Consider the following 25877-nt stretch of genomic DNA (forward strand, 5'->3'; position numbering starts at 1 on the left):
TCGCACGGGGAGAACGCCATGTTTGCTTATATCGTCCGACGTTTGCTGGAAATGATCCCGGTGCTACTGGTGGTCTCCCTGTTAGTGTTCGGTTTTATCAAGCTGTTACCCGGCGATCCGGCGCGGATTTATGCCGGGCCGGATGCCCCGATTGCCGCCGTGGAGGCTGCTCGCCAACTGTTAGGGCTCAACGATCCGTTGCCACAGCAGTATGTTCGTTGGCTGGGTGGCTTGTTGCGCGGCGATCTGGGCATCACCTATCGCACGCAGCAACCGGTGATGGAGGTGATCGCCAAAAGCTTTATGCCCACTATGTGGCTGGCGTTGGCAGGCTTCGCCTGGTCAGTGGTGCTCGGCCTGTTGATTGGCGTGGTATCGGGATTAAAACGCGGAAAGTGGCAGGATTGGACGTTGATGAGCGCCGCTGTCGGCGGTATCTCCATGCCGCCTTTCTGGCTCGGATTGCTGCTGATCCAGTTTGTGGCGATGCCGTTCGGGGTGTTTTCCGTCAGCGGTTTTAACCAGCCGAGCGATATTGTGTTACCCGCTCTGACGCTGGGTGCTTCCGTGGCCGCCGTGATGGCGCGCTTCACCCGCTCCGCATTTCTTGAAGTGGCACAGGAAGATTATGTACGTACCGCGCGCTCCAAAGGATTACGCCAACGGCTGATCACCTGGAAACACATCATGCGCAACGCGCTGATCCCCATTATCACCATGCTCGGCCTGCAATTTGGTTTTCTGCTGGGCGGCTCGATTGTGGTGGAAAGCGTCTTCAGTTGGCCCGGCCTGGGCTGGCTGCTGATTGAGTCGATCAAAACGCAGGACCAGCCGGTGATTCAGGCGCTGGTGATGCTGTTCGTGTTCGAATTTATTGTTATCAACCTGCTGGTCGACCTGCTCTACGCCGTGGTTAACCCAGCCATTCGTTTACGCTAGGAGCGATCATGAGCCACTCTACTGAGCCTACGATGACCGCCGCCGCGCAGGATAACGCCACCATCCGCTCACCGATGCGTGACTTCTGGCAGGCTTTTATCCAAAACCCGCTGGCGCTGGTGTCCGGCGGATTTATTCTGCTCTTGGTGCTGGTCGCGGCCTTCGCCCCTTGGCTAGCCCCTTTTAACCCGATGGACCCGGATTGGATGGCACTGTCCGCCCCCCCTTCCGCCAGCCACTGGATGGGGACCGACGATCTGGGACGCGATGTGATGAGCCGTATTATCTACGGTTCGCGCATCTCCTTATATATTGGCCTGTTTTCCGTCACGCTCGGCATGGTGGTCGGCATTGTGCTGGGTCTGCTGGCCGGATTTTACGGACGCTGGATCGACATGCTGATCATGCGAAGCGCCGATGTGCTGTTCGCCTTCCCCGGTATGCTGTTGGCTATCGCGGTGGTCGCCATTCTTGGTCCTGGCTTGAATAACGTGATTATCGCCGTCGCGGTATTCAGCGTGCCGGTGTTCGCGCGTATCGTGCGCGCTTCTGCCTTAACCTTGAAACAAGCCGCTTACGTGGAAGCGGTGCGCAGCGCGGGCGCACCGGATCGCGTCTTGCTGATCCGCCATATTCTGCCCGCCACCTTGCCGAACGTGATCGTCTATTTCACCATGCGTATTGGCACCAGTATTCTCACGGCGGCCAGCCTGAGCTTTATCGGTCTTGGCCCTGAGCCGGACGTGCCGGAGTGGGGTAATATCCTCGCGATGAGCCGCAGCATGATGATGGCCGGTCAATGGCACGTCAGTGTCTTCCCGGGTCTGGCGATTTTCTTCACCGTGCTGTCATTCAATTTGTTAGGCGACGCCTTGCGCGATACGCTGGACCCGAAACTGAAGAATGCATGAGAATCCTATGATGGCTTTTCAACAGGCGCAGCTGCACGCCCTATTGCAGCGCTGGCGTGACCACCAGCAAGTCGGCATGCCGCGCATGCCCAGCGGTCCTGGCAACAGCCTGTGCGATGTGGCTGGCGTGCGCGTCGGGCATGAAACGCTGGCGCAGGGCGAGGCGCAAACCGGCGTTACTGCCATTGTGCCGCCCGGTGACAACCTGTTTACGCAGCCGCTGCCGTGCGGTGCCGCGGTCCTGAACGGTTTTGCCAAACCGGTGGGGCTGGTGCAAGTGGAAGAACTGGGGCAACTGCAAACCCCGATCCTGCTGAGTAATACGCTTGCGGTCGGCACACTGTTTACCACGCTGGTGCGCGACGCCATTGCCAAAAACCCTGAACTCGGGCGCTCGCTGCCTACGGTGAACCCGCTGGCGCTGGAATGTAATGACGGCTGGCTGAACGACATTCAGGCATTGTCGGTGACGGAAGCCATAGCGCAGGCCGCACTGCGCAAGGCAGATACCCACTTTGCACGCGGCAGCGTCGGTGCCGGGCGCGGTATGAGCTGCTTCGGTCTGAAAGGCGGTATCGGCACCGCATCTCGTCTGATTCCCAAACTGAATGCCACGCTGGGTGTGCTGGTGCTAGCCAATTTTGGCACGCTGGCATCGCTCACGCTGGATGGATTACACATTGGCCCCTTTATTGAACCGCTGCTTCCCGAGCTGGCGCCACAACGCGATGCAGGGTCAATAATCATCATTATGGCAACCGATGCACCGTTGGATGCACGCCAGCTCGGACGCATCGCCAAACGCGCCGGTGCCGGACTGGGTCGTCTGGGCAGCTATTGGGGCCACGGCTCAGGCGACATCGCCGTCGCTTTTTCCACCCAGCCCACGCCGCAGCCGCCAGAAGACGCAAAGCTGGAATCGATGCTGTGCGCCGCCGCCGATGCCACGGAACATGCCGTACTGGATGCCTTGCTGTGCGCCGAGGCGGTGACCGGTTTTCGCGGCCACCACCGCCCAGACTTGCGACAGGTATTAGATAGTCTTGCACAACACGTTTTAGCGTAAGGACCTAACCATGAAAGTGTTTATTTCTGCCGACATCGAAGGGATCGCCGGCGTGATGCGACCGGAACAGTGCAGCCCCGGACAAGCCGAGTACCAACTGGCTCGCGGGCTGATGGAGCAGGAAGTGAACGCCGCCATTGACGGTGCTTTCTCCGGTGGCGCAACGGAAGTGGTGGTGGCTGACAGCCACGCCGCCATGACCAATCTACGGGCAGAGAATATTGATGCCCGCGCCCGTCTGGTTCAGGGCAAACCGCGCATACTGTCGATGGTCGATGGGCTGGAGCAGCAGGCGTTTGATGGACTGATGTTCATCGGCTACCACAGCGCTGCCGGAGAGCACGGCGTACTGGCGCACACCATCAATGGCCGCGCCTTCTATCGGGTGAAAATCAACGATGAAGTGATGGGTGAGAGCGATATCTATGCCGCTGCCGGTGCCGAAAAAGGCACACCGCTGTGGCTGGTCAGCGGCGATAATATCCTGCAACAGTGGATCGCCCGCTATTATCCCCAAACGGGCTACGCCTGCGTCAAACGCGCCATTTCGCAAACCTCGGCAGAATCGCTCAGCCCAGCGGCAGCGCAGCAACTGATTCGCACACAGGCACAACAGGCCGTGCAGCGCGCGCACCGTGAAAACACCTCGCGTATCGCTGCCCCCTATCATCTTGAACTGATGACTGCCAAACCGGTACTGGCCGATCTGTTTAGCCTGATCCCCGGAGTGGAACGCGGTGATGCAGTGACGGTACACTACACCGCACCCACCATGACAGATATCGTTCGCTTGCTAAGTACATTCTCGTATCTGGCTACCACACAGAACTAATAACAGGGAGATGACATGGTCAAGCCAGTCATAGTGATCCACGGAGGGGCGGGGGCATTGACCCGCTCCGCCATGAGCGCAGAAAAAGAGCAAGCCTACCGCGAAACGTTAAACGCCATTGTCGCCAGCGGCCAGCAGATTCTCAGCCAGGGCGGCAGTGCGCTGGATGCGGTCACCGAAGCGGTGCGTTTGCTGGAAGAGTGCCCGTTGTTTAATGCCGGGCACGGTTCAGTCTTTACGCACGATGAAACCCACGAACTCGATGCCAGCATCATGGATGGCCGCACTCGGGACGCCGGTGCCATTAGTTGCGTCAGCCATATCCGCAATCCGGTGCTGGCAGCAAGGGCCGTCATGGAGCAGAGCCAGCACGTGATGTTTACTGCGGCGGGTGCAGAAGCGTTCGCACGTAAGCAGGGGCTGGAGATGGTCGAACCCGACTTCTTCTCGACCGATGCCCGGCGTGAACAACTACATCATGCTCAAGCAGGAGAAGGGCGTGTCGTGCTGGATCACGATGGTCAGCGCGATGTGGCACAGGGCGAGCCAATCGATCCGGAACGCAAATATGGCACGGTCGGTGCTGTGGCCTTGGACAGCGCAGGCAATCTGGCCGCCGCCACCTCAACCGGCGGCATGACCAACAAGCAGGCCGGACGCGTAGGCGATAGTCCCATCGTTGGTGCAGGCTGTTACGCCAACAATAATACCGTCGCGGTTTCTTGTACCGGCACGGGCGAAGTGTTTATCCGCTGCGTGGCAGCCTATGATGTCTCTGCGTTAATGGAATATGCCGGGCTGACGCTGAAGCAAGCAGGCGAGCGCGTGGTGATGGAAAAACTGTTGCCGCTGGACGGCAGTGGCGGCCTGATCGCCGTCGATAAAGAAGGAAACATCGCTTTGCCGTTCAACAGTGAAGGGATGTATCGCGGTTATGGCTATGTGGGCCAAGCGCCGTGGGTTGGCATTTACCGCTAACATGCAGGTAGCGGAATGCCCTGTGCTGGCATTCCGCTTAGCGTACTTACACCCAGTGAACGTCCCCACGCCGCGCCGTAACCACCCGACTGCGGTTAAGCAAAAACGTCATGTTGTTGCCTTCAATATGCAACGCAAAGCGTTTCTCCCACGGGCCGTCCTGCGCGGTCGCCAATAGCCGACCTTGACCCAGACACTCCAACGACGCAACCGGCGCCGAGGGGCCAACCCCCATCACCAGACGATCGCCCTCAATCACCCATTCACTGCGCCATTCCGGGCAGAACCAACGGCCTTGCGCTTGCGCGAGAGAATCATCACGATGTGGCAGCACAAAGCGTTTGGCAGCGTGGCCTATTTCACCCTCAATCACCGCCCCCTTCTGACGCAACTGCATCGGCAAATGGCTGGAGAGCGATATCGCTCCGTCCTCTGACGGATAGAGCGTCTCGGTTGCGCCCAACCAACAGGCGTTATTGCCACTGATTTCCAGCCACTCGTTGCCGTTTTCCTCCACATACAGCCCCGGCATCAGTGAATGGCCCGGTTGCGGTAACGCTTGCCCGGTCAGCGCCGCCATGATGCGCAGTGCGCAGTCATAGGTGGATACGTCCTCACGGTTCGCTACCAGCGCCAACCCAACGCCACGCTGCGGATCGAGCAGAAAATAGCTCTTATAGCCCGCATGAGAACCACCGTGGCCGACCCAGTGCGCATCACCAAAACGTGAATGAGCAACCCCTAAACCATAGCCGGTCACGCGACCATCCGTTAGCTGGCGCGGTGCGGTCAGGCGCGCCAATACCCCGCGCCCCGGCCCCTCATCGCGCAACAGCGTTTGCAGCCAGGTGCTCAGATCACGCACGCTGCCCGCCACGCTGCCGGACGCAGAAAGATGCAGCCCGGCGCTTGCCAGTTGCCAACCGCTGTCGCTGCGCCAATACCCCGGCACTAACCCAGGCACAATATCGAACCAGGTTTCCGGTGCGTACAGGTGAATATCTAATGGCTGGCAAATATGCTGCTGCAAGCGTTCAGCAAACAAAATGTCCTTGGCTTTCAGCGCCTCCTCCACCAACCGATAACCGGTATTGGAATAGGAAATTTCACTGCCTGCCGGATAGTTCAACTTATCCAGCGCAGCAACAAACGCCAGCAAATCATCAGATTGCGTGGCGTTGTAGACCGATAGCCCAAGCAACGATAGCGTTTCACGCAAATCGTGCAGCCCGGCCGTCATATCCAACGCCTGACCGACGGTAACCTGCCCGCTCGGGCCGCGCAGTTGGGGCAGATGCTGCGCCAACCGGTCGTCGAGTGCGATAATCTCTGCTAACGGGCCGGTGACCAACGAAGCAAATAAATGTTTGGTGACCGAGGCAAAACGCACCACGCTATCAGCGCTAAACGGCGTGCCTTGCGCCAGATCGGCCAGACCACCGCAGCTTAATGCCCGTAACTGATTGCCATCAAACAGCGCAATTGCGCCACCGGGCTGCCCCTCTCCCTGCCATTGCGCCGTGATGGACTGTGCCACCTCCGTCGCCCGCTGCCAATCAAGCGTCATGCGGGTTCCTCCAATGCGATACTCAATGCATATAACTCAGCGGTGTGAGGATGTTGAATCTGCCCGGCACGTAACTGCTGCGCGCTCAGACTCTCCACCATCTCTCCTTGCTGCATCACCCCCACCTGCTCGCACAAGTGGGTCACCACGGCCAGATTATGGCTCACCATCAGGTAGGTCAGCTTACGCTCCTGCCGGATATCTGCCAGCAGATTCAAGATTTCAGCCTGTACCGACACATCCAGCGCAGAGGTCGGTTCATCCAGCAGCAGCACTTGCGGCTCAACAATCAGCGCCCGCGCAATGGCAACGCGTTGGCGCTGTCCGCCGGACAATTGATGCGGGAAACGAAAACGCACCGCCGCAGGCAGCCCCACATCATCCAGCATTTTGGCAATGCGTTGCTCGGCATTGTCGACGCGGTGCACCAACAGTGGCTCTTGCAAAATGCGATCGATGGTTTGGCGCGGATGCAGGGAACCGTATGGGTCTTGAAACACCATCTGCACCTGACGGAAGAAATCCCGCCCGCGTTTGGCACCCAGAGCCATGCCCCCGAACAACATCTCACCCTGCCAGTGATCGTTCAAACCGGCCAGCGCGCGCAGAATGGTCGATTTACCGGAACCACTCTCGCCGACAATACCAAAACTGCCGCCGCTCTCTACCTGAAAAGAGACGCCCTTGACCACCTCGGTAGCGCCAAAGGCGATACGCAAGTTATTTAAGGTAATCATCCGTTTTTCCACGCCTCATCACGTTTCATTACCGGTAGCCGTTCACGTGGATGTTTCAGTGACGGCAAACAGGCCAACAGCCCCTGGGTGTACGGGTGCTGCGCAAGCTGGAGATCTTTGGCTGCCAGCATCTCCACCACCCGCCCGGCATACATCACCGCCACGCGATCGCAGAAATGCGACACCAGCGGCAGGTCATGGCTGATCAAAATCAGCCCCATGCCGCGCTGTGAGACCAAATCGTCGATCAACTTGAGGATATCGGCCTGCACCGTGGCATCCAATGCGCTGGTCGGCTCGTCCGCGATCAGCAGCTCCGGGTCAGGAGCCAGCATCATGGCGATCATCGCCCGTTGCCCCATCCCGCCGGACACCTCATGCGGATAGCGTGCGGCCACCTGCTGCGGTTCGCGAATGCGCACCTGCTCCAACAAATCGGTGGCGGCCGCCAGCGCTGCACGGTGCGAGCCGCCCTTATGCTCACGCCATGCTTCGGCGATCTGTTGACCGATAGTCATCACCGGATTGAGGGAGTATTTCGGGTCTTGCAGAATAAAGCCCACCCGCTTGCCACGAATACGACGTAAGGTTTTTTCATCCGCGCCGCGCAAATCGATGCCGTCAAAGCTGAGCTTATCCGCCTCCACGCGTGCGCTGCCGGGCAGCAGTTGCATCAGGCTGCGCGCCGTCAGGGATTTGCCTGAACCGCTCTCCCCGACAATCGCGAATTTCTCTTTGCCAATACTGAGCGAAATACCACGCACCGCTTCAAACGTCTGCGTGCGACTCGCAAATGTAATTCGCAAATTTTCAATTTCCACCAACATTTAGCGCTCCTTAGGGTCCAGTACGTCACGCAAACCGTCACCCAAAAAGTTAAACGCCAGCGAGGTCATGAAAATGGCGATACACGGCACCAACGGCACCCACCATTCGGAGAATAAGAAACGTCGCGCGGTGGCAATCATGGTGCCCCATTCCGGCGAAGGCGGCTGCGCCCCCATGCCGAGAAAGCCCAGACTGGCCGCCGTGATGATGATAGAACTCATATCCAGTGTGATACGCACCACCAGACTCGGCACGCAGAGCGGCATAATGTGGCGCACGATAATGCGCAACGGCGTCGCCCCGGTGAGCTTGCAGGCGGCGATAAAATCACTGTGACGAAACTGCATGGTTTCTGCCCGCGCCAGGCGCGCATAGGGCGGCCAGGCCGTCAGTGCAATCGCCAGGATGGCGCTCTCGACGCCAGGTTTCAACGCAGCAACAAACGCCAGCGCCAGAATCAAGCGGGGGAAGGAGAGGAAAATATCGGTTACGCGCATCAGGGTTTTATCTAACCAGCCACCGGCATACCCGGCGACACAGCCAATCAGCAGCCCTAACGGCGCAGTCAGCACCACCACGGCGATCACCATGCCGAGCGTGGTACGGCCGCCATACAGAATGCGGGTGTAGATATCACGCCCCAATTCATCCGTGCCGAACCAATGGGCAGCAGAAGGCGGTGCCAATCGGTTGGCCAGATCCTGGAATCCCGGCTGATAAGACGTCAACCAAGGCGCGAGAGATGACAACACCAGTACGGCCAGAATCACCACCAACCCGATCATCGCCATCGGATTAGCCTGTAGCCCCAGCCATAAGCGATAACGTCGCCCCCAGATGGCCTGACGGCGCGTCGCGGGCGTTTCGTCGAGCAACCATGCTCGTGAGACAGGAAAAATCATTTTACGCGCGGGTCCCAAAGTCGATAGAGAATGTCAGCCAGCAAATTGAGCAGCACGTACACGGTGCCCACCAGCAACGTGGCACCGATCACCGGATTCATGTCGGCGTTCATCAATGCCGTGGTGAGGTATTGACCCAGCCCCGGCCAGGCGAACACGTTTTCCGTGACCACCGCCCCTTCCAACAGCCCGGCATAGGTCAGTGCCAGCACGGTCACCAACTGCACCGCAACGGTCGGAAAGGCGTGACGCCAGATCACCCGACGTGACGACAACCCTTTGGCGCGTGCGGTGATGACGAATTCACCGCTCAACGCATTGAGCATAAAAGTGCGCGTCATGCGGGTGATATACGCCATGCTGAAATAGGCGAGGATCAGGACCGGCTGCGCCATGTGCGCCAGCGCATCGTGGAAGGCGGCATAGTCACCCGCCAACAACGAATCCACGGTCAGCAAGCCGGTCACCTGCGGCACCATATCCTGAAAAATGATGTCCTGACGTCCCGGCCCCGGCGCAATACCGAGTACGGCATAGAAAATAAGCAGGCTAAGCAGTGCCAGCACAAACACCGGCAACGAGTGCCCCGCCAGACAAACCACACGAATGGTTTGATCGACCCAGGTACTCTGCCTCACCGCGGCCCACACACCGAGTGGAATACCGACCAGCGCAGCGATAATGATGGCTGCGGTAGCCAACTCCAGCGTTGCCGGGAAGAAACGCGCGATATCCGTCATCACGGGATTGGACGTAAGGATCGACGTGCCGAGATCGCCGTGCAACAGTTGCGAAAGATAGTGGCCAAACTGCACCCACAGGGGCTGATTCAGCCCCATCTCTTCACGCGCACGTTGCACCACGTATTCCGGCGCATTGTCTCCCACCATCGCCAGCACCGGATCGGTGGGCATGATGCGACCGATAAAGAAGGTCAGCACCGACAACCCCAACAGCGTGAGCAGCAAGCTGCCCAGCGTACTGAGAATACGTTTTGCTATCGGCATCAGGCTTTTTTCACCTGATCGTACGGGTTGTCACGCAGTACCGTCATGTTCACGCCGCTGATATTTTTGCGGCAGGCAATCGGCAAGGTGTTTTGCATCAGGAAAATAAACGGGCTGTGCTCACGGTGCTCACGCTGGATGGTTTCATACAGCGCGATACGCTTGGCGGAATCGCTTTCATGCAACGCCTGCTCGGTTAACGTATTGAATTTTTCGTCAGACCAGCCGCAGCGCCATGCCAGAGTACGGCTACGCGCATTTTCCGTGTTATCGAGATTGACGCAGAACGCTTCGGTGTTCGAGTTAGGATCGAAGTAGTCAGCGCCCCAGGCCGTAATCGCCAGTTGGTGCTGGCGAGCACGCATTTTGGTTAATACAGCACGGTTTTCAGAAGAGACCAGCTTCGCCTTGATACCAATCGCACCCAGTTGAGTCTGGATGGCCTGAGCGATATCCGGATACGGCTGAGCAGAATAGTGATCGATGGTGATTTCGAACCCGTCAGGGTAACCCGCTTCTGCCAACAACGCTTTCGCCTTGGCCACATCCTGATGGAACGGCGTATCGTCCAGTGCCGCAGGGAAGCCACCCGGCAGGAAGCTCTGATGCACGCGGTGCGTCAGCGGAATGATGTTTTTCTGGATGGCATCATAATCAATCGCCCATTTCAGTGCCTGCCACACCTGTGGTTTTTTCAGTAATTCATTGGTGGTGTTGCACGACATCAACATGATGGTGGAGACACTACTGCGGATCACGTTGTACTCAGGATCATTAATGATTGGACGCAACTGCTCGCTGGTCAGGTCGCGGGCGATATCCACATCCCCTTTTTGCAGCATCAGTAACTGCGCCGCAGGATCGGTGATGTGCTTCATGATCACGCGCTGAATCTTGCTGTCGGTCTGGAAGTGGGGATTTTTCTCCAGAATGATGCTTTCGCTCGCTTTCCAACTGCGCAGCGTGAACGGGCCAGACCCGGCACTGTGCTGTTTAATCCAGGCGTAGCCGAAATCACCGTTCTGTTGGTTCGCCAGCGCGGCTTTCTTCTGCACGATGCTGCCCACCGGCGCAGAGAGGCAGTAGAGCAGGAAAGATTCTGCCGCCGGTTTGTCCAGATTCAGCACCAGCGTACTGGCATCCGGCGCGGTGATGTGCTGCTCCACGTTATCTTTGGTGAAACCGAACTGGTTGATAATAAAGGCCGGGCTTTTATCCATTTTAACGGCGCGCTGTAACGAGAACGCCGCATCTTCTGCGGTAACCGGCGTGCCATCAGAGAATTTTGCTTTTGGATCAATATGAAAGGTGAAAGTCTTCCCTTCGTTGCTCACTTCCCAGTGCGTGGCAAGCTCGCCTTTCACTTCGCTGGGTTTCAACGGGTTCGGCATCACCAGACGCTGGTAGAGGTTGCCCACAATTTCAGAGCCTACCGCTTCAAAACTTTCATGGGGATCAAGGCTGGTCATGTTATCCAGTTGCATCGCCATCACCAGCATGGTGGGAGGCGTGGCAGCGAAAGCGGAGTGCAGGTTCAGATAGGATAAAAAAGGTACGGCGCCGCAACCGGCGAGAAAACGTCTCCTGGTAAGCATGAATCCCTCAACTTATTGATATATTTAACAATTAATTGGATTTTATTTCATATCCAGCCTTGACATAGCCAAACGGGATTGGCTTAAATGAATGCACCAGGACATCCATTCCCTGCGCAATCATTTGTCCATTTTGGGGCAGCGTGCACCTTAATGGGGCAAATACCGTTTCATCGCATCCTGAGCCGATAACTTTGAATATGTCTAACAATTTCCTAACGGGTACGCAACGTCCTTTCCCTGTTTTTGACGGGCATAACGATGTTTTATTACGCCTCTACGCCTCCCACCGGGAGGATGCGGTCAGTGCCTTTTTACAAGGCCCGGCCGCGGGTCAAATCGATCTGCCGCGTATCCGACAAGGGGGACTGGCTGGCGGATTATTCGCCGTTTATGTTCCATCCCCTAAAGACCCAGCAAAATCTGTACCAGAAAACGACAGTTTGTTTGTGAACCATGCAACGCCGTCGATGGAATCCGCCCGAGAGATAACCTTTTCAATGATTTCCACGCTGTTGCGCATAGAAGCGGCCTCCGCAGGGCAAGCCAAAATTTGCCACAGCGTTGCCGATATTCGTCACTGCATGGCGACGGGAACCCTGGCGATGGTGTTGCACATTGAAGGTGCAGAGGCACTCGACCCCGATCTGGAACTGCTTGATATCCTTCACGCTGCGGGTTTACGCACTCTGGGCCCACTCTGGAGCCGACCGAATATCTTCGGCGACGGCGTACCGTTTCGTTTTCCTTCTTCACCCGATATCGGTTCCGGACTGACGGAAACCGGCCTGCGTCTGGTGAAAGCCTGTAACGCCAAACGCATCATGGTGGATTTGTCGCACATGGACGAAAAAGGGTTCTGGCAGACGGCGCGCATCAGCGATGCCCCGCTGGTTGCCAGCCACTCCAACGCCCACGCACTCTGCGCGCAATCCCGCAATCTCACGGACAAACAGCTGGACGCCATTGGTGAAAGCAACGGTTTTGTCGGCGTGAATTTCGGTACTGCTTTCCTGCGCGCCGATGGTAAAAAAGACCCGAACGCCACGGTGGAAGAGATTGTGCGCCATGTCGATTACCTGCTGAACAAGCTGGGAGAAGACAGCGTCGGTTTTGGTTCCGATTTCGATGGCACCACCGTGCCGCCGGACCTGCATGATGTCGCAGGGCTGCCGCTATTGGTCGAGGCGCTGACGCGGCGCGGATACGATCGCCCATTGTTGGAAAAAATCTGCTACGGCAACTGGTTGCGTGTACTGGAAGCCACCTGGGGCAAATAACCGCCGGGTAACGTACCGGGTGGCGTGGATATTGCATGGAATTTGCTCAAGGTGAAATCATGACCTAACCAACACGGAGCACCTGTCCATGCGCTTACGCCACATCGAAATCTTTCAGGCGATTCTTCAGGCTGGCACCATCAGCGGTGCTGCCCGCTTGCTGAACGTTTCGCAGCCGAACGTCAGCCGGGTGCTCAACCACGCTGAGCAGCAACTGGGATTTGCCCTGTTTGAACGCGGTGCGCAAGGCATGATGGCGACCCGAGAAGGGCGGCGTCTGATCCCTGAAGTACAGGAGCTTTACATCCATCTGCAAGCCATTGGTTCACTGACGGAACAGATGAGAAGAAATCGGGTGCAAACGGTGCGGCTGGGAGCGGCCCATGCGTTTAGCCAAATGGTGGTTGCACCCACTATGGTGGAGTTTCACAAGCAGGAAGCGCGTGTCAACGTCGAGCTGGTGACCGAGCACTTTTCCACCCTGTGCCAAAACATCTTGCAAGACCAACTCGATTTTGCGCTGGTCTTTGGTCAGCAAGTGCCTGCCGCACTGCTGGCTGAGCCGCTGTTTCAGGCCTATATGGTGGCAGTGTTGCCCAAAGACAGCCCGCAGAACGGGCCAGTATCGCTGGAGTGGCTCTGTTCCAATAACCTGATGATGATGCAGCAGCAAGATCCGTTAGGCCAGGTGCTGCACCGGGCGTTGCGCGCCAAAGGGCTGACGCCGATGTCATCGGTGTATATCAAGACCTACTCGGTGATTGCCGACATGGTGCTGGCGGGCGGCGGCGCGGGTATCGTCGATCTGTTTACCGCGCATCGCTACGCCGATATGTTGAAAATCGTGCCGATCGCACAGCCGCTGCCGTTCGAAGTGACGCTGATCAGTCGCCGCGACAATCCGCAATCACGCGCCGCATTGCAGCTGAAGCAACTGATGAAAAACAAATGCTGGGAGATTGCCCGACAAAACGAAGGTCTGTTTCACGCGGCATAATGCGGTAGCGCTCTGAAATCCTGCTCTGCGCCGACCGCTCAACTGATTTTATCCTACCCTGCAAAACCACGGGCGCGTTATACTCGCCCTATCACTTGCTAAACAGGTAAATCCCGATGATCCGCAGTATGACCGCCTACGCCCGCCGTGACATCAAGGGCGGCTGGGGTAACGCCGCGTGGGAGCTTCGCTCCGTTAACCAGCGTTATCTTGAAACATACATCCGTTTACCGGAACAGTTCCGCAGTCTGGAGCCGGTGATTCGTGAGCGTATTCGCGCCCGTCTGACGCGCGGGAAAATCGAATGCAACCTGCGTTTTGAACTCGACCCGAGTGCGCAAGGCAGCTTGATCCTGAATGAAAAACTGGCAAAACAGCTGGTTGAAGCCGCCAACTGGGTCAAAATGCAAAGCGATGAAGGGGAAATCAATCCCGTTGATATTTTGCGTTGGCCGGGCGTGATGTCCGCACAAGATCAAGATCTGGATGCGATCAGCAAAGAGTTGATAGCCGCCCTGGAAGAGGCACTGGATGACTTTATCACCGCGCGGGAAACCGAAGGTGCTGCACTCAAACAGCTTATCGAACAACGCCTTGCTGGCGTGAGCACTGAAGTGGTGAAAGTGCGTGCGCACATGCCGACCATTCTGCAATGGCAGCGCGAACGCCTGCTCAATAAGCTGGAAGAAGCGCAGGTCCAGTTGGAGAACAACCGGCTGGAGCAAGAGTTGGTGCTGTTGGCACAACGCGTTGACGTTGCCGAAGAACTGGACCGGCTCGAGGCGCACGTTAAAGAGACCTACAACATCCTGAAAAAACCGGAAGCCGTTGGCCGCCGTCTGGACTTCATGATGCAAGAATTCAACCGCGAATCAAATACCTTGGCCTCCAAATCCATCAACGCCGACGTCACTGCCAGCGCCATTGAATTGAAGGTGCTGATTGAGCAGATGCGGGAGCAAATCCAGAATATCGAGTAACGTTTCACGCGATCTCATATCGTCTCGCCATCGCTAAAAAAAGCCATTGTAAATAATGGCTTTTTTTCATCCCTCTAATTGCTTCCAAATATCCGTGCCCGGACAACGGGAAGGGATCAACATCGACGCCCAAGTCTAACTATATAATTAATAGTGTATTTTCTATAATTGAATCAAAACAGCACTGAGCGTACAATCCAAATGTACATTTCAGGAGACACATCATGCGTACTTACACCTCAACGCAGGCGCGGGCCAAGATTTCAGAGGTATTGGATGCGGCCATGCATGGCGAACCGGTTGAAATCACCCGCCGAGACGGTAGCGCAGCAGTGGTCATCAGCAAGGCTGAATTTGAGGCATATCAAAACGCCAAGCTGGATGCGGAGTTTGATGTGATGATGCAACGTCATGGTCACACGGTAGAAGCGCTGACAAACCGATGATGTGGGTCAGCGCTCAGGACGTTATCGCCTTCCATAACCGCATATTGCAACGGCTTCCCGGCGTTGCTGGCATGTCCGATCCCGGCAGGGCTGAAGCACTCATCTATCGGGTGCAAAACAGAACGCATTATGAAGGCGTTACCGATGTTTTTGAGCTCGCCGCCACCTACTGGGTCGCTATCGCTCGTGGGCACATTTTTAATGATGGTAATAAGCGCACTGCGTTTTTTGTCACCATGACCTTCCTCTACCGCAACGGCATCAGGATTCGGGATACCGACAATACGCTGGAAAACTTAACGGTAGAGGCCGCCACTGGCGAGAAGGCCGTAGATCAATTAGCACAGCATTTGCGGGACTTAGTGGAGAATGTTATCCCAGCTCGTTAAGAATCTTCATTTGTAATGGCAAGCTGACAGCCCTGGACAGGCAACTACCTAACCACTTGCAACGTCACATGCAGCAGATATTCCACCTCAAAATCTCCCGGGCCGCTTCTCGCAGAGAAATGGACATCACCGACGTAGCGCCCTGGCGGCAAGGTAGCATTATCGTCTGCCGAGAACACCAGCTCGGCATCCATACCGTTCCCGGCCTTGGCGCAACCAATGGCATCATTTAGCGGCCTGAGCTTACAGCCAGAGTGCCGATACCCTCTAAATTTCACCGTATAGCGATTTTCATCCGCTTGATTGGTCAGTGTCGCCACTAAGGCCTGATCGCTGCGTGATGACCAGACCAATTGCTGCGGACCAAGGGTCGGTGCTTTTGCGACAAACCCTAAGGATGAATAGCCTTTGACCGGTACCGAGCGATACCTGACACCTTCGCTGGCGATATCCCATGAATCTTCAATAAATCCCATCGTTTTGACGCTGGCATCACTCACGCTGGAGTGGTTAATGGCGGCGGTAACCGACACCTTACCTTTATCGACACTTTTTAAGCTGACGCTGGCGATTCCCTGGGCAGATGTGGGTGTCTTGCTCGCTGACAAGTGACCAAATGAATGACGCCACTGCACCATGGCATTGGGAACAGCGTTGCCGTGCGCATCGGTAATCAAGGCGGTAAACTGAACATAATCAATGCCATCACCAGTCAGTAAGGATTTATCCGCAGACAGAGACTCTACCTTGGCAGTCGCCATATCGGCGTTAAGCGCAAACGTTGCCGATAGTGATGCCATCGCCACACCATCAAGCTGTGGTGTGACTGAATACACGCCCGCTTTTTTCCCCCTTACCGTTGCAACATAACGACCAGTCGCTCCGCTTTCATGGATTGCACTGAGCGTCACTTCACTGGCAGCGGGTTCCTCCCCCTGCTGGTTTCGCAGCCGGAATGAAAGATGGCCTGCCATGCTGCTTAGGGGCCTATCGTTACTGTCTTTTATCGTCAGGACAATGTTGATGCTGGCCGCATTGTTTGCCACGGCTGAAGCAGGCATAACCGAAAACGTGCTGCGGGCGGTATCCGAGGCCGTACGCATCATGGCCATTGCGGGTGCATGAACGCGTACCCAGGATTTGCCCTGATTAGAACGATGACCCTGCGTATCTACGGCAACGGCGCAAACGCGGTAGCAGTTTTGGGGTTGACCGCCGTCCTTATAGTTAGGTAACACCACCGCATAATTTTGGTATCCACGCGGCAAGATTTTTCCTCCCGCAGCGATCAACGCCGGTGCAGACCACTCCAGGCGAGCGAGCTTATGGGTAGCGCTCACTTCTACATTAAGCGGCTTCTGCTCTCCGGAATACCCATCTATAGCCCGGATCATACTCAAAAAGAGACGCTGCACCTTGCGATACTCAAGCACCAGATGATTTTTGCGCGTAACAAGATCGTAACGCTGTCCCTGCAAACGGCGAGTCGAACCAACCGCTTCAGGATCAAGCTGCCGCTCCCAAGGCTGACTAAGCTGATAGTGAAATTGCAGGCTAAAGCGTGTATCACCGCTTCCTGCTTTCCCACTGCGCCGCTCTGCGCTCAACGTCATCAGTGGGAAGGGGGTATAGTTTACACCTGCACCAATGGCATGAGGATTATGCTGGCGATCGTCCTTACCAAACAGTACCACCTGCTCGCCATAAAACTGCTCATACAATAGTTTCACACCAAGTTGGGGCCAATCAGGTAAATAGGCTTCCGTGCGAATATCCCACCCATTCGCTGGACGCTCTCGCTCATTGTCATAGGGCGCTTTCCAGTTGCTAAGGCGTAGATAACTATTCACTCCCAGTTTCAGGAAATCACGCCAATATTCTATGCCAATCCCCGCACGCACATGATGATGAGAAAAATCGTAGTCGAGAAAACCGTTGCCCCCCACCACAACATCCTGAGTGACGTGACGCATACCTACACCCAGATTTGCCTGCACGCGTTTATCGATATGATGAATACTGCCCTGCGTGAAAAGAAGATTGTCCTGCCTGTCCCGTAAAGGAAGCAGTAAATCAACCTGAGATTTTTTAAGCAAAGAGGCATTATTTGCATCGAGTTGTACACGAGCAGTACCAAAACGACTCAGCCAATGCTGAAACCCACTGCCTGCCTGATCAATAGCAAAGCGATGCAGCTCGGCAATAGCGGTATCGCGCCTTGGATCGTCAGCAAGAAAGGGGCCGACCCGAAGGGCTAATTGAGCAATCTTATGCGAACGTTCATTATCTGGAATTAGCAGGGAAGGCTCAGCACGTTGAAAATTTGTGCTGCTCGATACCAAAGGCATCACTGGGACAATCAGTTCCTCACCGGGTTGAAGATCATCGAATTTATGTAAGAAAGTCCGTGATTCATTTAATTTTCGCAGTATATCCATGCTGACATGCAGGCTTTTTGCTACGGACTGCGGTGATTCACCCATTTTCAACGAATATAGCGTAGTAGGTAGCGAAGCAAGGTGCTCGGAATCAGTGAGAATTTGATGAGTAGATAGTACAGATGAAGAGAAGAGTGAGCCGCTCAGAGCCAGCATGCACAAGAAAAAATACTGTGAGAAAATGGGATTTACTCGCGAAATCCGCAATAAATAAGAAAAGAAATCACGCATAAACATGTACTTCACCTGTAATTCTGAACATAACGAATACAGGAAACGACGGACGCATAAAAAGAGACACAGCATCTTCACATCAGGAAACTATTGTTACCATCGTGTTTTACGCCCGTAATCCTTTAATGATTACGCACACCAAGAATAGAACAAATTCAGCGACTATTCTTTCAAAAAATGACCCAAAACACCGATGGGATAAAAGCAAAAAATGAAAAGATAAAAAACATCAAGGCATTGATTAAAAACAGATTATTTAATATATCTAACCACGTGAGATAGCGGTTATAGACAAAAATAGGTTTAGCCTTTTATTCAAAACTTTTCTGGCAAATCGGAAACAGAGATAAGCTTCCCCTCTTTGGTTTCAATATACCCCCCTTTTTTCAACTCGGACAAAATTCTCATGACATGACTACGGGACAAACCTGTGAGCTTGATAATAATTGAGGCTATGCCAAATTGCATTCTAAAACCCAGTGGTTTATCAATATAATGCAATAATATACTTCTTATCACCTGATAACTATCAGACTTCCCGGATATCAAGTCTCTGCGATATAATTCATTCAGGTTAGCGATCATAACGTAGATAAGACATTCTTCCAGGTGGTTCTCTTTTATTATTTTCAGTAGCGTATCAACATCGCCGTGATAAATAACCGTTTCAGGGCCACCGGTAAAATAAACGGGAAAATAGGCATCATATAAATAATTAACACCAAAGAAAACAGGGGCGTGTAGATGACCAAGAAGAATATCTTCATTTTTTCTATACACAGAGAGAAATCCAGATGACACATAGAAAAACGACATTAAATCCTGCTTACCCTTGGCATTTTTTACCCTCACCATATGAGGCAACAAGTATTTTTTCAATATATTAGTCTTGCTGCTTAATTTTTCTTCAAACAATGGGCAGCGTTTGTCTTCATAATTATATAACATTCTTGATTCTTACCTTATCAGAAAAACCGGTCTTCAATTTGAAGAATTGAACAACATAAAAATGGCAACATCATATTTTATTGGCATAGATACCAATATTGAGCAACTCCAATATTTTTACAAAAATGGCGGTGTCAATGTTTTTTTCAATTACCAAATGTGGACATAGCCTATTGATGTAAAAATTACTTTTATTTTTACTTTCAATTAAGAAAACAATCTTCGTATTTTCTGAAACAGAACGAACTGAAGCTAAAAAATCCTCCGAAATAATCCAAACTCTCTGTGAAGGATCAATGATGAGGATATCGATACTCTGCCGCTTAAGAAGATCGATAACATCTCGTTGTGTTGCAGCAATATAAATAGGTTCAAAGGTATCAAGCAGCGTCTTGGCACCAAGAACAAAGAAAGAATCCAAATCATAGAAAACAATATTACTCGGCATAGTGAAACTCTGATTAAGGTATAATACAGTCTCGAAGTTTTCTCACACCCAATTTTGCGAAGAATCGGCGTTTATATGTCATGATTGTTTTTTCTTTAATTTTCAATTGCTTTGATATATCTCTTACGCTTACACCGCCAGTCATCATAGACAATATGGTATTTTCTCTTGGGCTAAGGACTTTCTTCACATTCAACTTTTTGTCAGGTACGACTTTCGAATCAATGAGCCGATAGCCCGCACAAAACAGATCGATAATGGTTTCATAGAGATGCAAAGGGCTTTTCCTATCGACAACAGAAAGGTCTTTACTAATACTAAGATCTACACACCCTTCGGTGAAAAGCAGGACTCTCACACCCAACGAATAACATTTGATTTTGAAGAGTTCTCTTTTCCTTTCACAATCCAATATATCATCCGTCACGATGACAAGAGATGGAGCATCACTAACAAGCTGGGTGAAAAATTGGCGATAATTTTTTACATGTACGCATTGAATGTTTTTTTTCAGCAGTATTTCAGATACTGTATTACAGAAAAAAGAATCTTGACCAAAGAGTAAAACGTTATTGATTACCATAAATCCTCCGCTACGTATCAATCGCGAGAATTAACTTTCTCGGTAGCCGCACAGGCGTAACGTTGATCATTCTAAAGTTGCCTAATCGAAAAAAGGTCAACCAAGCCGATATCATAAAAAGATGCGAATGAACACGCGCAGCTTCAGTTCGCATCCAGCCATAGCGGAAAGGATTCGAATATTCTTCTTCTCTGCACAAGAACACCAATCTACGGAGTGACCTAAAACAAGTGTAGCTCAAGTATCAAGATAGTGAAGCCGGACACTTTCACTAAGGGTTATTATAAACATGATCCTATAGTGCACCGCGTTTACGTGACCTATCTCCCTTAAACGAACATTGAATTACATATAATTATGATGCTTATCACTCTGTTATAAACTAATTTACAGCACGAGCTTTCGCAAAAACGCCATCATTCTTCCTAACCTCTCGGAGCTCCAGCCTGAGCCCTTACAGGAAAGCTTTCACCTTGCAACCTGCAACACAACGGCGTTTCGAAATGAGAGCAACGTTAATGCGACCCTTCCCTGACACTCAAGAAGCAAACAAGATCGTTGGCAGCATGCCAAATACCACCAAAGTATTACCCCCATACCACAGTAGAATGAAATATGAGTTCAGATAATTCTTGATTTTAATGCCTGCTCATATCAGTCCAGACATTCGAAGTTTTCGCTTATAGCCTGATAAATACCAGCCAATGCCAAAGAATACAGATCTTCTACATTCAATAAAATCAAAACCAAATGGATTTTACCCGTCTGATTCTACTGGGTCACTGTCTCATTTAAGACACAAAAACAAATAAGATATCTCATACTTGACGATAAAAACGATCATTGAAAACACAAAAATCGACCACGCACGCACTTAACGCCCAGACTGACAATTACAACGATTATTAAACAGTAAATAAATAAACTATTAATGGCAGCTAAACCCATGACTATTTCCTTAAAAATATTTGCAATAAATTGAGCGAAAAATGACAAAAAATGACGAAAAAAAGTTTATATTAACGACCATAAAAAATACAAACAGAGGGATAACCCATTTATTACACTTTAACAAAATGATACACATCAAACAGTTAGAATCAAAGAGATAGGATGTCTCTCTTTGCCAACATGTCATTATTAACAAACATGATAACGAGATTCATTTCTCGCATCAGCCATAAAAAATATAAACCCGTCACAGAACGCTATTAGTCGGCAATACAGAAAAAACTTTACCGCCAGGGCAATGAGATGAAAGAGACACATTCCATATCCAACGTTTTTGATGCGGCGTTATTACGCCTTGATATCGTTTTCAGTGATTATGAAAAAGTGTGTATCTCCTTATCTGGAGGAAAAAGTTCAACCGTATTATTACACCTCGCCGCTACTGTTGCTAAAGCTCACGGTAAAAAACTCACCGTGTTGTTTATTGATCAGGAAGCACAACATACGCAAACTATTTCTCATATACAACGTTTGAAACAGCTATACCGCGAGGTAATTGAAAATTTTTATTGGATTGCGTTGCCGCTCACAACAGAAAATAACCAATCCGATCATTCACACACCTGGATATCTTGGGAAGACAACGTTGAATGGTGGAGAATTCCTCCAGCAGGCACCATTACGGATCAGCATATCTTTCCGTTTTACCATTATGCGATGACAGAGGGCAATTTTACCTCTGCGTTTCTGAATTGGCTCTCCTCAGGGAAAACGCTCGCCTTCGTCATGGGAACGTTGTCCAGTGACGCCGCCAATAACGATAGTCAACTGATACAAAAAAGCTATGATGTAGAACGCAATGAACTTCGTACTAAATCAGAGACAAGCAGCCAGATTCATACGCTATATCCTCTTTTTGATTGGCAATCGCAAGACGTATGGTTATTTAACAGCCTATCAAAAGCGCCTTACAACCCCTTGTATGACCTGATGTATCGCTCAGGCGCACCGCGCAGCGGTATGAAAATACAAGAACCTTTCGAACAACAAACCACAGAAATTTCTCAGTGTAAGACAATTCCCGCGCAACAGGCCGCGTTTAATCGCACGGGCCCGTGTGATAATGCCCGCAAACCCAGCGAGGGGACATGGCAAAACCATGCCACATTTCTCTTGAACTCAATGCCGCAGAAAATGGCAGATCAATTCCGCGCCAACATAGATCAGTACCTCAGTTGGCATCGTTCGCGCGGTTTTCTGACGTGTATACCGGATGAAGAGGCGTGTGCTACCGAGGAACACGATATCGTGTCATGGGAAAAGATATGCACCATGATTCTGAGTAATGATTATCGCAGCCTGGCCCTGACAGCTTCACCCTCGCCTTCAGAGGACGCGACGCTTTGCTGTAGCAGAAAAAAATCTCGCAGAAGGCGCAGTAACAGTAATGAAGCCATCTTTCTGTGATATTCGCGCTCATCTTTAAGGAACCCAATCGCTGCCGGGGATGCGCTACTGGTGATAGAAGTGCGCCCAGACTTTGATCAATACAAACGCAGAGGCGCTCCAACAGGCTACTGCGGATAGCAATGCCAGCGGCAGCTTCATGGATGCGGTAAAATAGTAGAGCGATATCAGGTAAATCAGATAGGGAATGACTGACCAGATGCCAAACAGGATGGTGGCTCGTAGCGCTTCAGTACCGCGCTCTGTTCCCACAATGTAATGGGCAATTAAGGCAAAGGTCGGAAACAGCGGGATCAGCCCCGCAATATAGTAGTGTCTGGTCTTAGCCAAAATACCAATCAGCACAACAATGACAGCGCCAAGAATGGCTTTGATTAACAGAGACATTGCAGATTTACCGTGCGGTGACAAGACAATCAGGTGTAACAGAAAAGGAAGGAAAAATACAGGAGCAACCGCTGTGTCGCCAAGGCCGATACGGCATGGTGATAACCACCCCAGCCTACACGCCGAGGTGGAATAATCGTCGGTGTATTTAGACGCTCTTCAGTCGTAGCGTAGTCATGCAGGTTTGGCTGTCATCATAAGTGGCAAAAGGTGCCTGAGCGACACGTCCCTGATAGGTTACCTCAATGGTTCCTTCGGTATTGCGCGGCAACCAGACACCCACAAAACCATTCTGGTAGCTCGTCACGTTCTTATGCACAATGACAGCGCCCTGCTTGTCAGTAATTTTGACGTTGAATGCCGTGTTGGCCAGTTCCCCCTGGCAGCCCGACAAGCTGTGATTAAAGCAGGGGTGCGTTTGCTGGACATAGGGCGCAAACGACAAATAAAACTTGTCGCCCAGCGGATAAACATACTTCTGCTCCCCTTGGGTCAGCATCAATTGGGTCGCATTGATCGATGCAGAATAGGGCAGCGGTCGCACTTGTGCTGATTGGTCAATGGTGTTGACCATCTGTTCAACCGTTTTGCCCGCTAGCCCCTGCTGTGCCAAAAATGATGTAGCATCGGCCTGCACGGCACCGCTCAAGGACAACGTCAGCAATATCGCCATGGTACGCGTATTCATCGTAAGACTCCGTCAGTTGACATTATTAATACCGATGCTAAACCATACCCCTGCTTAAAGACCAGACTATCTGTACGCTTATGTGCGTTACAACTGACGCAAACGCTGGATAAATGGCCCGGACTCCTCAATCACCGCCTGAGCTGACGGTCGGCACAGACACTCGAGCGAGATGGCACCTTGATAATCAAACTGCCGCAACTGACGGTAGATAGCATCAAACGGCAAGTGCCCATAGCCAGGAAAAGCGCGATTAGAATCAGCAAAATGCACATGTCGCAAGCGCGGCCCCATCAATGCAATGGCCTGCGCAAAGTCACGGTCTTCGATATTGCCATGAAACACATCCCACAAAATGCCAACCTGCGGCGGTGAGCCAATAAGATCGAGAAACTGCACCATATCTTCTGCACTGTTCAGATGCTCAGCCTCATAGCGATTCAGTGCTTCAACGATCAGGGTCACGCCGCGTGCGTGCGCATAGTCCAGGCAAGGAGCGAGCCCCTGCGCCAAAAGCTGGCAATAACGTGTTGCGTTCAATGGCGTATCCGCCACACGCAACGAGCCAATCGTGACATAAGATCCCAGCACCGCTGCCGCATCGATATGCTCAAAAAGGCGCTGACGCGTGCGGCGCAAGATTTCCGAGTCTTGTGACAGCAGCGATAGCCCTTCTCGCTTACGCGCCTGCCCGCTGGCAATGGTGGTGCAGCCCAATCCGTGCGAGGCTAACGCATCGGCTATCCGTGCAATATCGATCCCCTGATAATCCGATATGCACAGCTCCGCCGCATCAAATCCACTCGCTTTCAGCCACGCCAAGCCTTTGTTGAGATCGGCCGCGCTGAACGGGGAAAAGGGCGCGTCGTACTGGCAGGTCAGTGTTGCACTAAAGGTAATCATTATCGTGTTCCGTACCTTGGCTATCCCGGTGAAACCGTGTTCCCCGGCGCATGACCGGGGCGTTCATGACGTGATCGAAGGGCGTTATTTCGTGGCACGTTTCAGGATGCGATCGGCGCTTTTCGCAAAGGAAGATGCCGCGTCTTTGACGGACAGGTTCCCCTGATCAATTTTCTGGATAGTTTCATGGTACAGCGCCACAAACTGCGGGTTATCAAAATGGGGGGACGTCGGGATGGCATGCGGCAAGGCCATAAACGATTTCAGTCCGGCCACCACGATATTGTTTTCCTTGATGGTGCCATCCTGTACCAATTGCTGGTATGCCGTGTTGCTGAGCGGCACGCCGCGCTCCAGCCCCATCTCCTTGACACCCGCCGCCTCATTCATCAGGAAATTGACCAGCAGAGCGGCCTCTTCAGGATGTTTGGTGGAGCGTCCGATACTGAGCATCATGGTCGGTTTGAAGAACAATCCCGCGTCTTTCGCTCCCGGCAGCATAAAGAAAGGGCCCAGTTCCAGTTTGTTATAAGGAGGCTGTAGGTTGGTTTCATACATGGTGGCATTGGTGTTCCACATGTAGATCCCTCCCCATTGCCCGCTAATCCACGGCTTCATCTCCCAGGTATTGGCTTTTCCGTAGGAGGCCAGCACTCGCATTGATGGGAAAACGTGGCTGTCGACCAAATCTTTATACAATTGGAAGAACTCTTCCCACTGGGCTGGCGTATAGGTGAATTTCCCCGCTTTATCGTCGATCGCGGCAATGTTGTATTTCTGCACCATATAGGAGTGAAGCAGCGTTAACGACTCCATGTAATCCAGCACCAGCGGATAGCTGTTTTCATCCTTGGCTTTGAAAGCCTTACCCGCCGCTTTTAGCTCATCCCAACTGTTGGGGTAGGCGACACCCGTCTCTTGCCACAGTTTCTGGTTGTAGTAGAAGCTACGCGCGGTAGCCGCCACGGGAATACCGTTCAACTTACCGGCGACCGACACACTCTCCAGCGACTGAGGATCGTACTGCGTTAAATCCAGCGTTTTAGCCACTTTGCGCAAATCGTAAAACCCGCTGCCATCTTTAGAAAAAATCGGCAGCCAGTTCCAGTTGGTCTGGACGACATCCGGCTCCTGACCGCCGGCGATCTGGGTGGTAAAACGGGATAAATAGCCTTCCCATCCCGAGTATTCCGCCTGAACCTTGATATTCGGGTGCTGTTGTTCAAACGCTTTTATCGCCTGGAGCGTCGCCTGGTGGCGGTTGTTTCCTCCCCACCAGGAAAATCTCAACTCGACATTTTCCGCGTACGCCATACCGGATGTGGCAAGCAGCAGGGCTGCGGCAAGCGTGACTGGTTTCATCAACATAGCTAAAT

The 25877-nt window shown here is 52.7% G+C and carries 25 protein-coding genes; 11 read left to right on the forward strand and 14 right to left on the reverse strand.

The genetic code is table 11. From position 1 onward, the window contains the following. The first annotated feature begins 18 nt into the window (after positions 1-18). The 5 genes from J5067_RS18760 to J5067_RS18780 are packed head-to-tail and all read left to right on the forward strand — an operon-like array spanning position 19 to position 4726. Positions 19-939: an ABC transporter permease subunit gene (locus J5067_RS18760; protein ID WP_264651755.1), complete on the forward strand. Its 921-nt coding sequence runs from the start codon at positions 19-21 to the stop codon at positions 937-939. 8 nt (positions 940-947) lie between these two features. Continuing rightward, positions 948-1850, forward strand: coding sequence for an ABC transporter permease subunit (locus tag J5067_RS18765; RefSeq protein ID WP_264645455.1), 903 nt, complete (start codon positions 948-950; stop codon positions 1848-1850). A 7-nt stretch (positions 1851-1857) separates the two neighbouring features. Further along, on the forward strand, positions 1858-2916 hold the full coding sequence (locus tag J5067_RS18770) for a P1 family peptidase (RefSeq protein ID WP_264651756.1): 1059 nt from the start codon (positions 1858-1860) through the stop codon (positions 2914-2916). Between the two features lie 10 nt (positions 2917-2926). Then, positions 2927-3748, forward strand: coding sequence for a M55 family metallopeptidase (locus J5067_RS18775; protein WP_264651757.1), 822 nt, complete (start codon positions 2927-2929; stop codon positions 3746-3748). Positions 3749-3763: 15 nt separating this feature from the next. After that, entirely contained in the window at positions 3764-4726 is a 963-nt protein-coding gene (locus J5067_RS18780) for an isoaspartyl peptidase/L-asparaginase family protein (protein WP_264651758.1), read from the forward strand. A gap of 46 nt (positions 4727-4772) precedes the next feature. On the opposite strand, the gene J5067_RS18785 is transcribed toward J5067_RS18780, so the two are convergent. The 6 genes from J5067_RS18785 to J5067_RS18810 are packed head-to-tail and all read right to left on the reverse strand — an operon-like array spanning position 4773 to position 11362. Next, positions 4773-6293: a serine hydrolase gene (locus tag J5067_RS18785; RefSeq protein ID WP_264651759.1), complete on the reverse strand. Its 1521-nt coding sequence runs from the start codon at positions 6291-6293 to the stop codon at positions 4773-4775. Next, positions 6290-7030, reverse strand: a complete 741-nt coding sequence (locus J5067_RS18790) for an ABC transporter ATP-binding protein (protein ID WP_264645450.1) — start codon at positions 7028-7030, stop codon at positions 6290-6292. Before J5067_RS18790 ends, J5067_RS18785 begins: the two co-directional genes overlap by 4 nt. Beyond that, a complete protein-coding gene (locus J5067_RS18795; RefSeq protein ID WP_264645449.1) occupies positions 7027-7857 on the reverse strand; it encodes an ABC transporter ATP-binding protein in 831 nt (276 codons plus the stop codon). Before J5067_RS18795 ends, J5067_RS18790 begins: the two co-directional genes overlap by 4 nt. Beyond that, entirely contained in the window at positions 7858-8760 is a 903-nt protein-coding gene (locus J5067_RS18800; RefSeq protein WP_264626697.1) for an ABC transporter permease, read from the reverse strand. Beyond that, the gene (locus J5067_RS18805; protein ID WP_264645448.1) at positions 8757-9767 is read right to left on the reverse strand and encodes an ABC transporter permease; all 1011 of its coding nucleotides are present in this window, start codon (positions 9765-9767) and stop codon (positions 8757-8759) included. Before J5067_RS18805 ends, J5067_RS18800 begins: the two co-directional genes overlap by 4 nt. Continuing rightward, positions 9767-11362: an ABC transporter substrate-binding protein gene (locus J5067_RS18810; protein ID WP_264651760.1), complete on the reverse strand. Its 1596-nt coding sequence runs from the start codon at positions 11360-11362 to the stop codon at positions 9767-9769. The genes J5067_RS18805 and J5067_RS18810 overlap by 1 nt, the downstream gene beginning before the upstream one ends. Positions 11363-11562: 200 nt before the next feature. Between J5067_RS18810 and J5067_RS18815 the strand changes: the two genes are divergently transcribed. The 5 genes from J5067_RS18815 (at position 11563) to J5067_RS18835 (ending at position 15454) form a co-directional block, all read left to right on the forward strand. Further along, positions 11563-12642 (forward strand): dipeptidase, encoded by a 1080-nt coding sequence (locus J5067_RS18815; protein ID WP_264651761.1) that lies wholly within the window; start codon positions 11563-11565, stop codon positions 12640-12642. An 88-nt stretch (positions 12643-12730) separates the two neighbouring features. Continuing rightward, complete coding sequence (locus J5067_RS18820) at positions 12731-13639, forward strand: LysR family transcriptional regulator (protein WP_264645445.1); 909 nt, start codon at positions 12731-12733, stop codon at positions 13637-13639. 116 nt (positions 13640-13755) lie between these two features. Further along, entirely contained in the window at positions 13756-14619 is an 864-nt protein-coding gene (locus J5067_RS18825; protein ID WP_264645444.1) for a YicC/YloC family endoribonuclease, read from the forward strand. A gap of 224 nt (positions 14620-14843) precedes the next feature. Continuing rightward, the gene (locus J5067_RS18830; protein WP_264628901.1) at positions 14844-15065 is read left to right on the forward strand and encodes a type II toxin-antitoxin system Phd/YefM family antitoxin; all 222 of its coding nucleotides are present in this window, start codon (positions 14844-14846) and stop codon (positions 15063-15065) included. After that, positions 15062-15454: a type II toxin-antitoxin system death-on-curing family toxin gene (locus J5067_RS18835; protein WP_264645442.1), complete on the forward strand. Its 393-nt coding sequence runs from the start codon at positions 15062-15064 to the stop codon at positions 15452-15454. The genes J5067_RS18830 and J5067_RS18835 overlap by 4 nt, the downstream gene beginning before the upstream one ends. A gap of 44 nt (positions 15455-15498) precedes the next feature. Here the strand turns inward: J5067_RS18835 and J5067_RS18840 are convergent, their stop codons facing one another. From J5067_RS18840 to J5067_RS18855, 4 genes are all read right to left on the reverse strand, one after another. Further along, positions 15499-18129: an inverse autotransporter beta domain-containing protein gene (locus J5067_RS18840; protein WP_264651762.1), complete on the reverse strand. Its 2631-nt coding sequence runs from the start codon at positions 18127-18129 to the stop codon at positions 15499-15501. Positions 18130-18441: 312 nt separating this feature from the next. Further along, positions 18442-19074, reverse strand: a complete 633-nt coding sequence (locus J5067_RS18845) for a helix-turn-helix domain-containing protein (protein ID WP_264627758.1) — start codon at positions 19072-19074, stop codon at positions 18442-18444. A gap of 70 nt (positions 19075-19144) precedes the next feature. Continuing rightward, the gene (locus tag J5067_RS18850) at positions 19145-19522 is read right to left on the reverse strand and encodes a hypothetical protein (protein ID WP_264627757.1); all 378 of its coding nucleotides are present in this window, start codon (positions 19520-19522) and stop codon (positions 19145-19147) included. 13 nt (positions 19523-19535) lie between these two features. Next, the gene (locus J5067_RS18855) at positions 19536-20105 is read right to left on the reverse strand and encodes a helix-turn-helix transcriptional regulator (protein WP_264645440.1); all 570 of its coding nucleotides are present in this window, start codon (positions 20103-20105) and stop codon (positions 19536-19538) included. Between the two features lie 1254 nt (positions 20106-21359). Here J5067_RS18855 and J5067_RS18860 point away from each other — a divergent pair. Then, positions 21360-22523, forward strand: a complete 1164-nt coding sequence (locus J5067_RS18860; RefSeq protein ID WP_264651763.1) for a phosphoadenosine phosphosulfate reductase family protein — start codon at positions 21360-21362, stop codon at positions 22521-22523. A 45-nt stretch (positions 22524-22568) separates the two neighbouring features. On the opposite strand, the gene J5067_RS18865 is transcribed toward J5067_RS18860, so the two are convergent. The 4 genes from J5067_RS18865 to J5067_RS18880 form a co-directional block, all read right to left on the reverse strand. Continuing rightward, a complete protein-coding gene (locus tag J5067_RS18865; protein WP_264645438.1) occupies positions 22569-22910 on the reverse strand; it encodes a GlpM family protein in 342 nt (113 codons plus the stop codon). 148 nt (positions 22911-23058) lie between these two features. Next, complete coding sequence (cueP, locus tag J5067_RS18870; protein ID WP_264645437.1) at positions 23059-23598, reverse strand: copper-binding periplasmic metallochaperone CueP; 540 nt, start codon at positions 23596-23598, stop codon at positions 23059-23061. An 87-nt stretch (positions 23599-23685) separates the two neighbouring features. After that, entirely contained in the window at positions 23686-24501 is an 816-nt protein-coding gene (locus J5067_RS18875; RefSeq protein WP_264628254.1) for a sugar phosphate isomerase/epimerase, read from the reverse strand. An 84-nt stretch (positions 24502-24585) separates the two neighbouring features. Continuing rightward, positions 24586-25863, reverse strand: coding sequence for an ABC transporter substrate-binding protein (locus tag J5067_RS18880; protein WP_264645521.1), 1278 nt, complete (start codon positions 25861-25863; stop codon positions 24586-24588). Positions 25864-25877 lie beyond the last annotated feature (14 nt).

Origin of the sequence: Candidatus Symbiopectobacterium sp. NZEC151, assembly GCF_025962655.1 — a bacterium.
Classification (GTDB): Bacteria; Pseudomonadota; Gammaproteobacteria; order Enterobacterales; family Enterobacteriaceae; genus Symbiopectobacterium.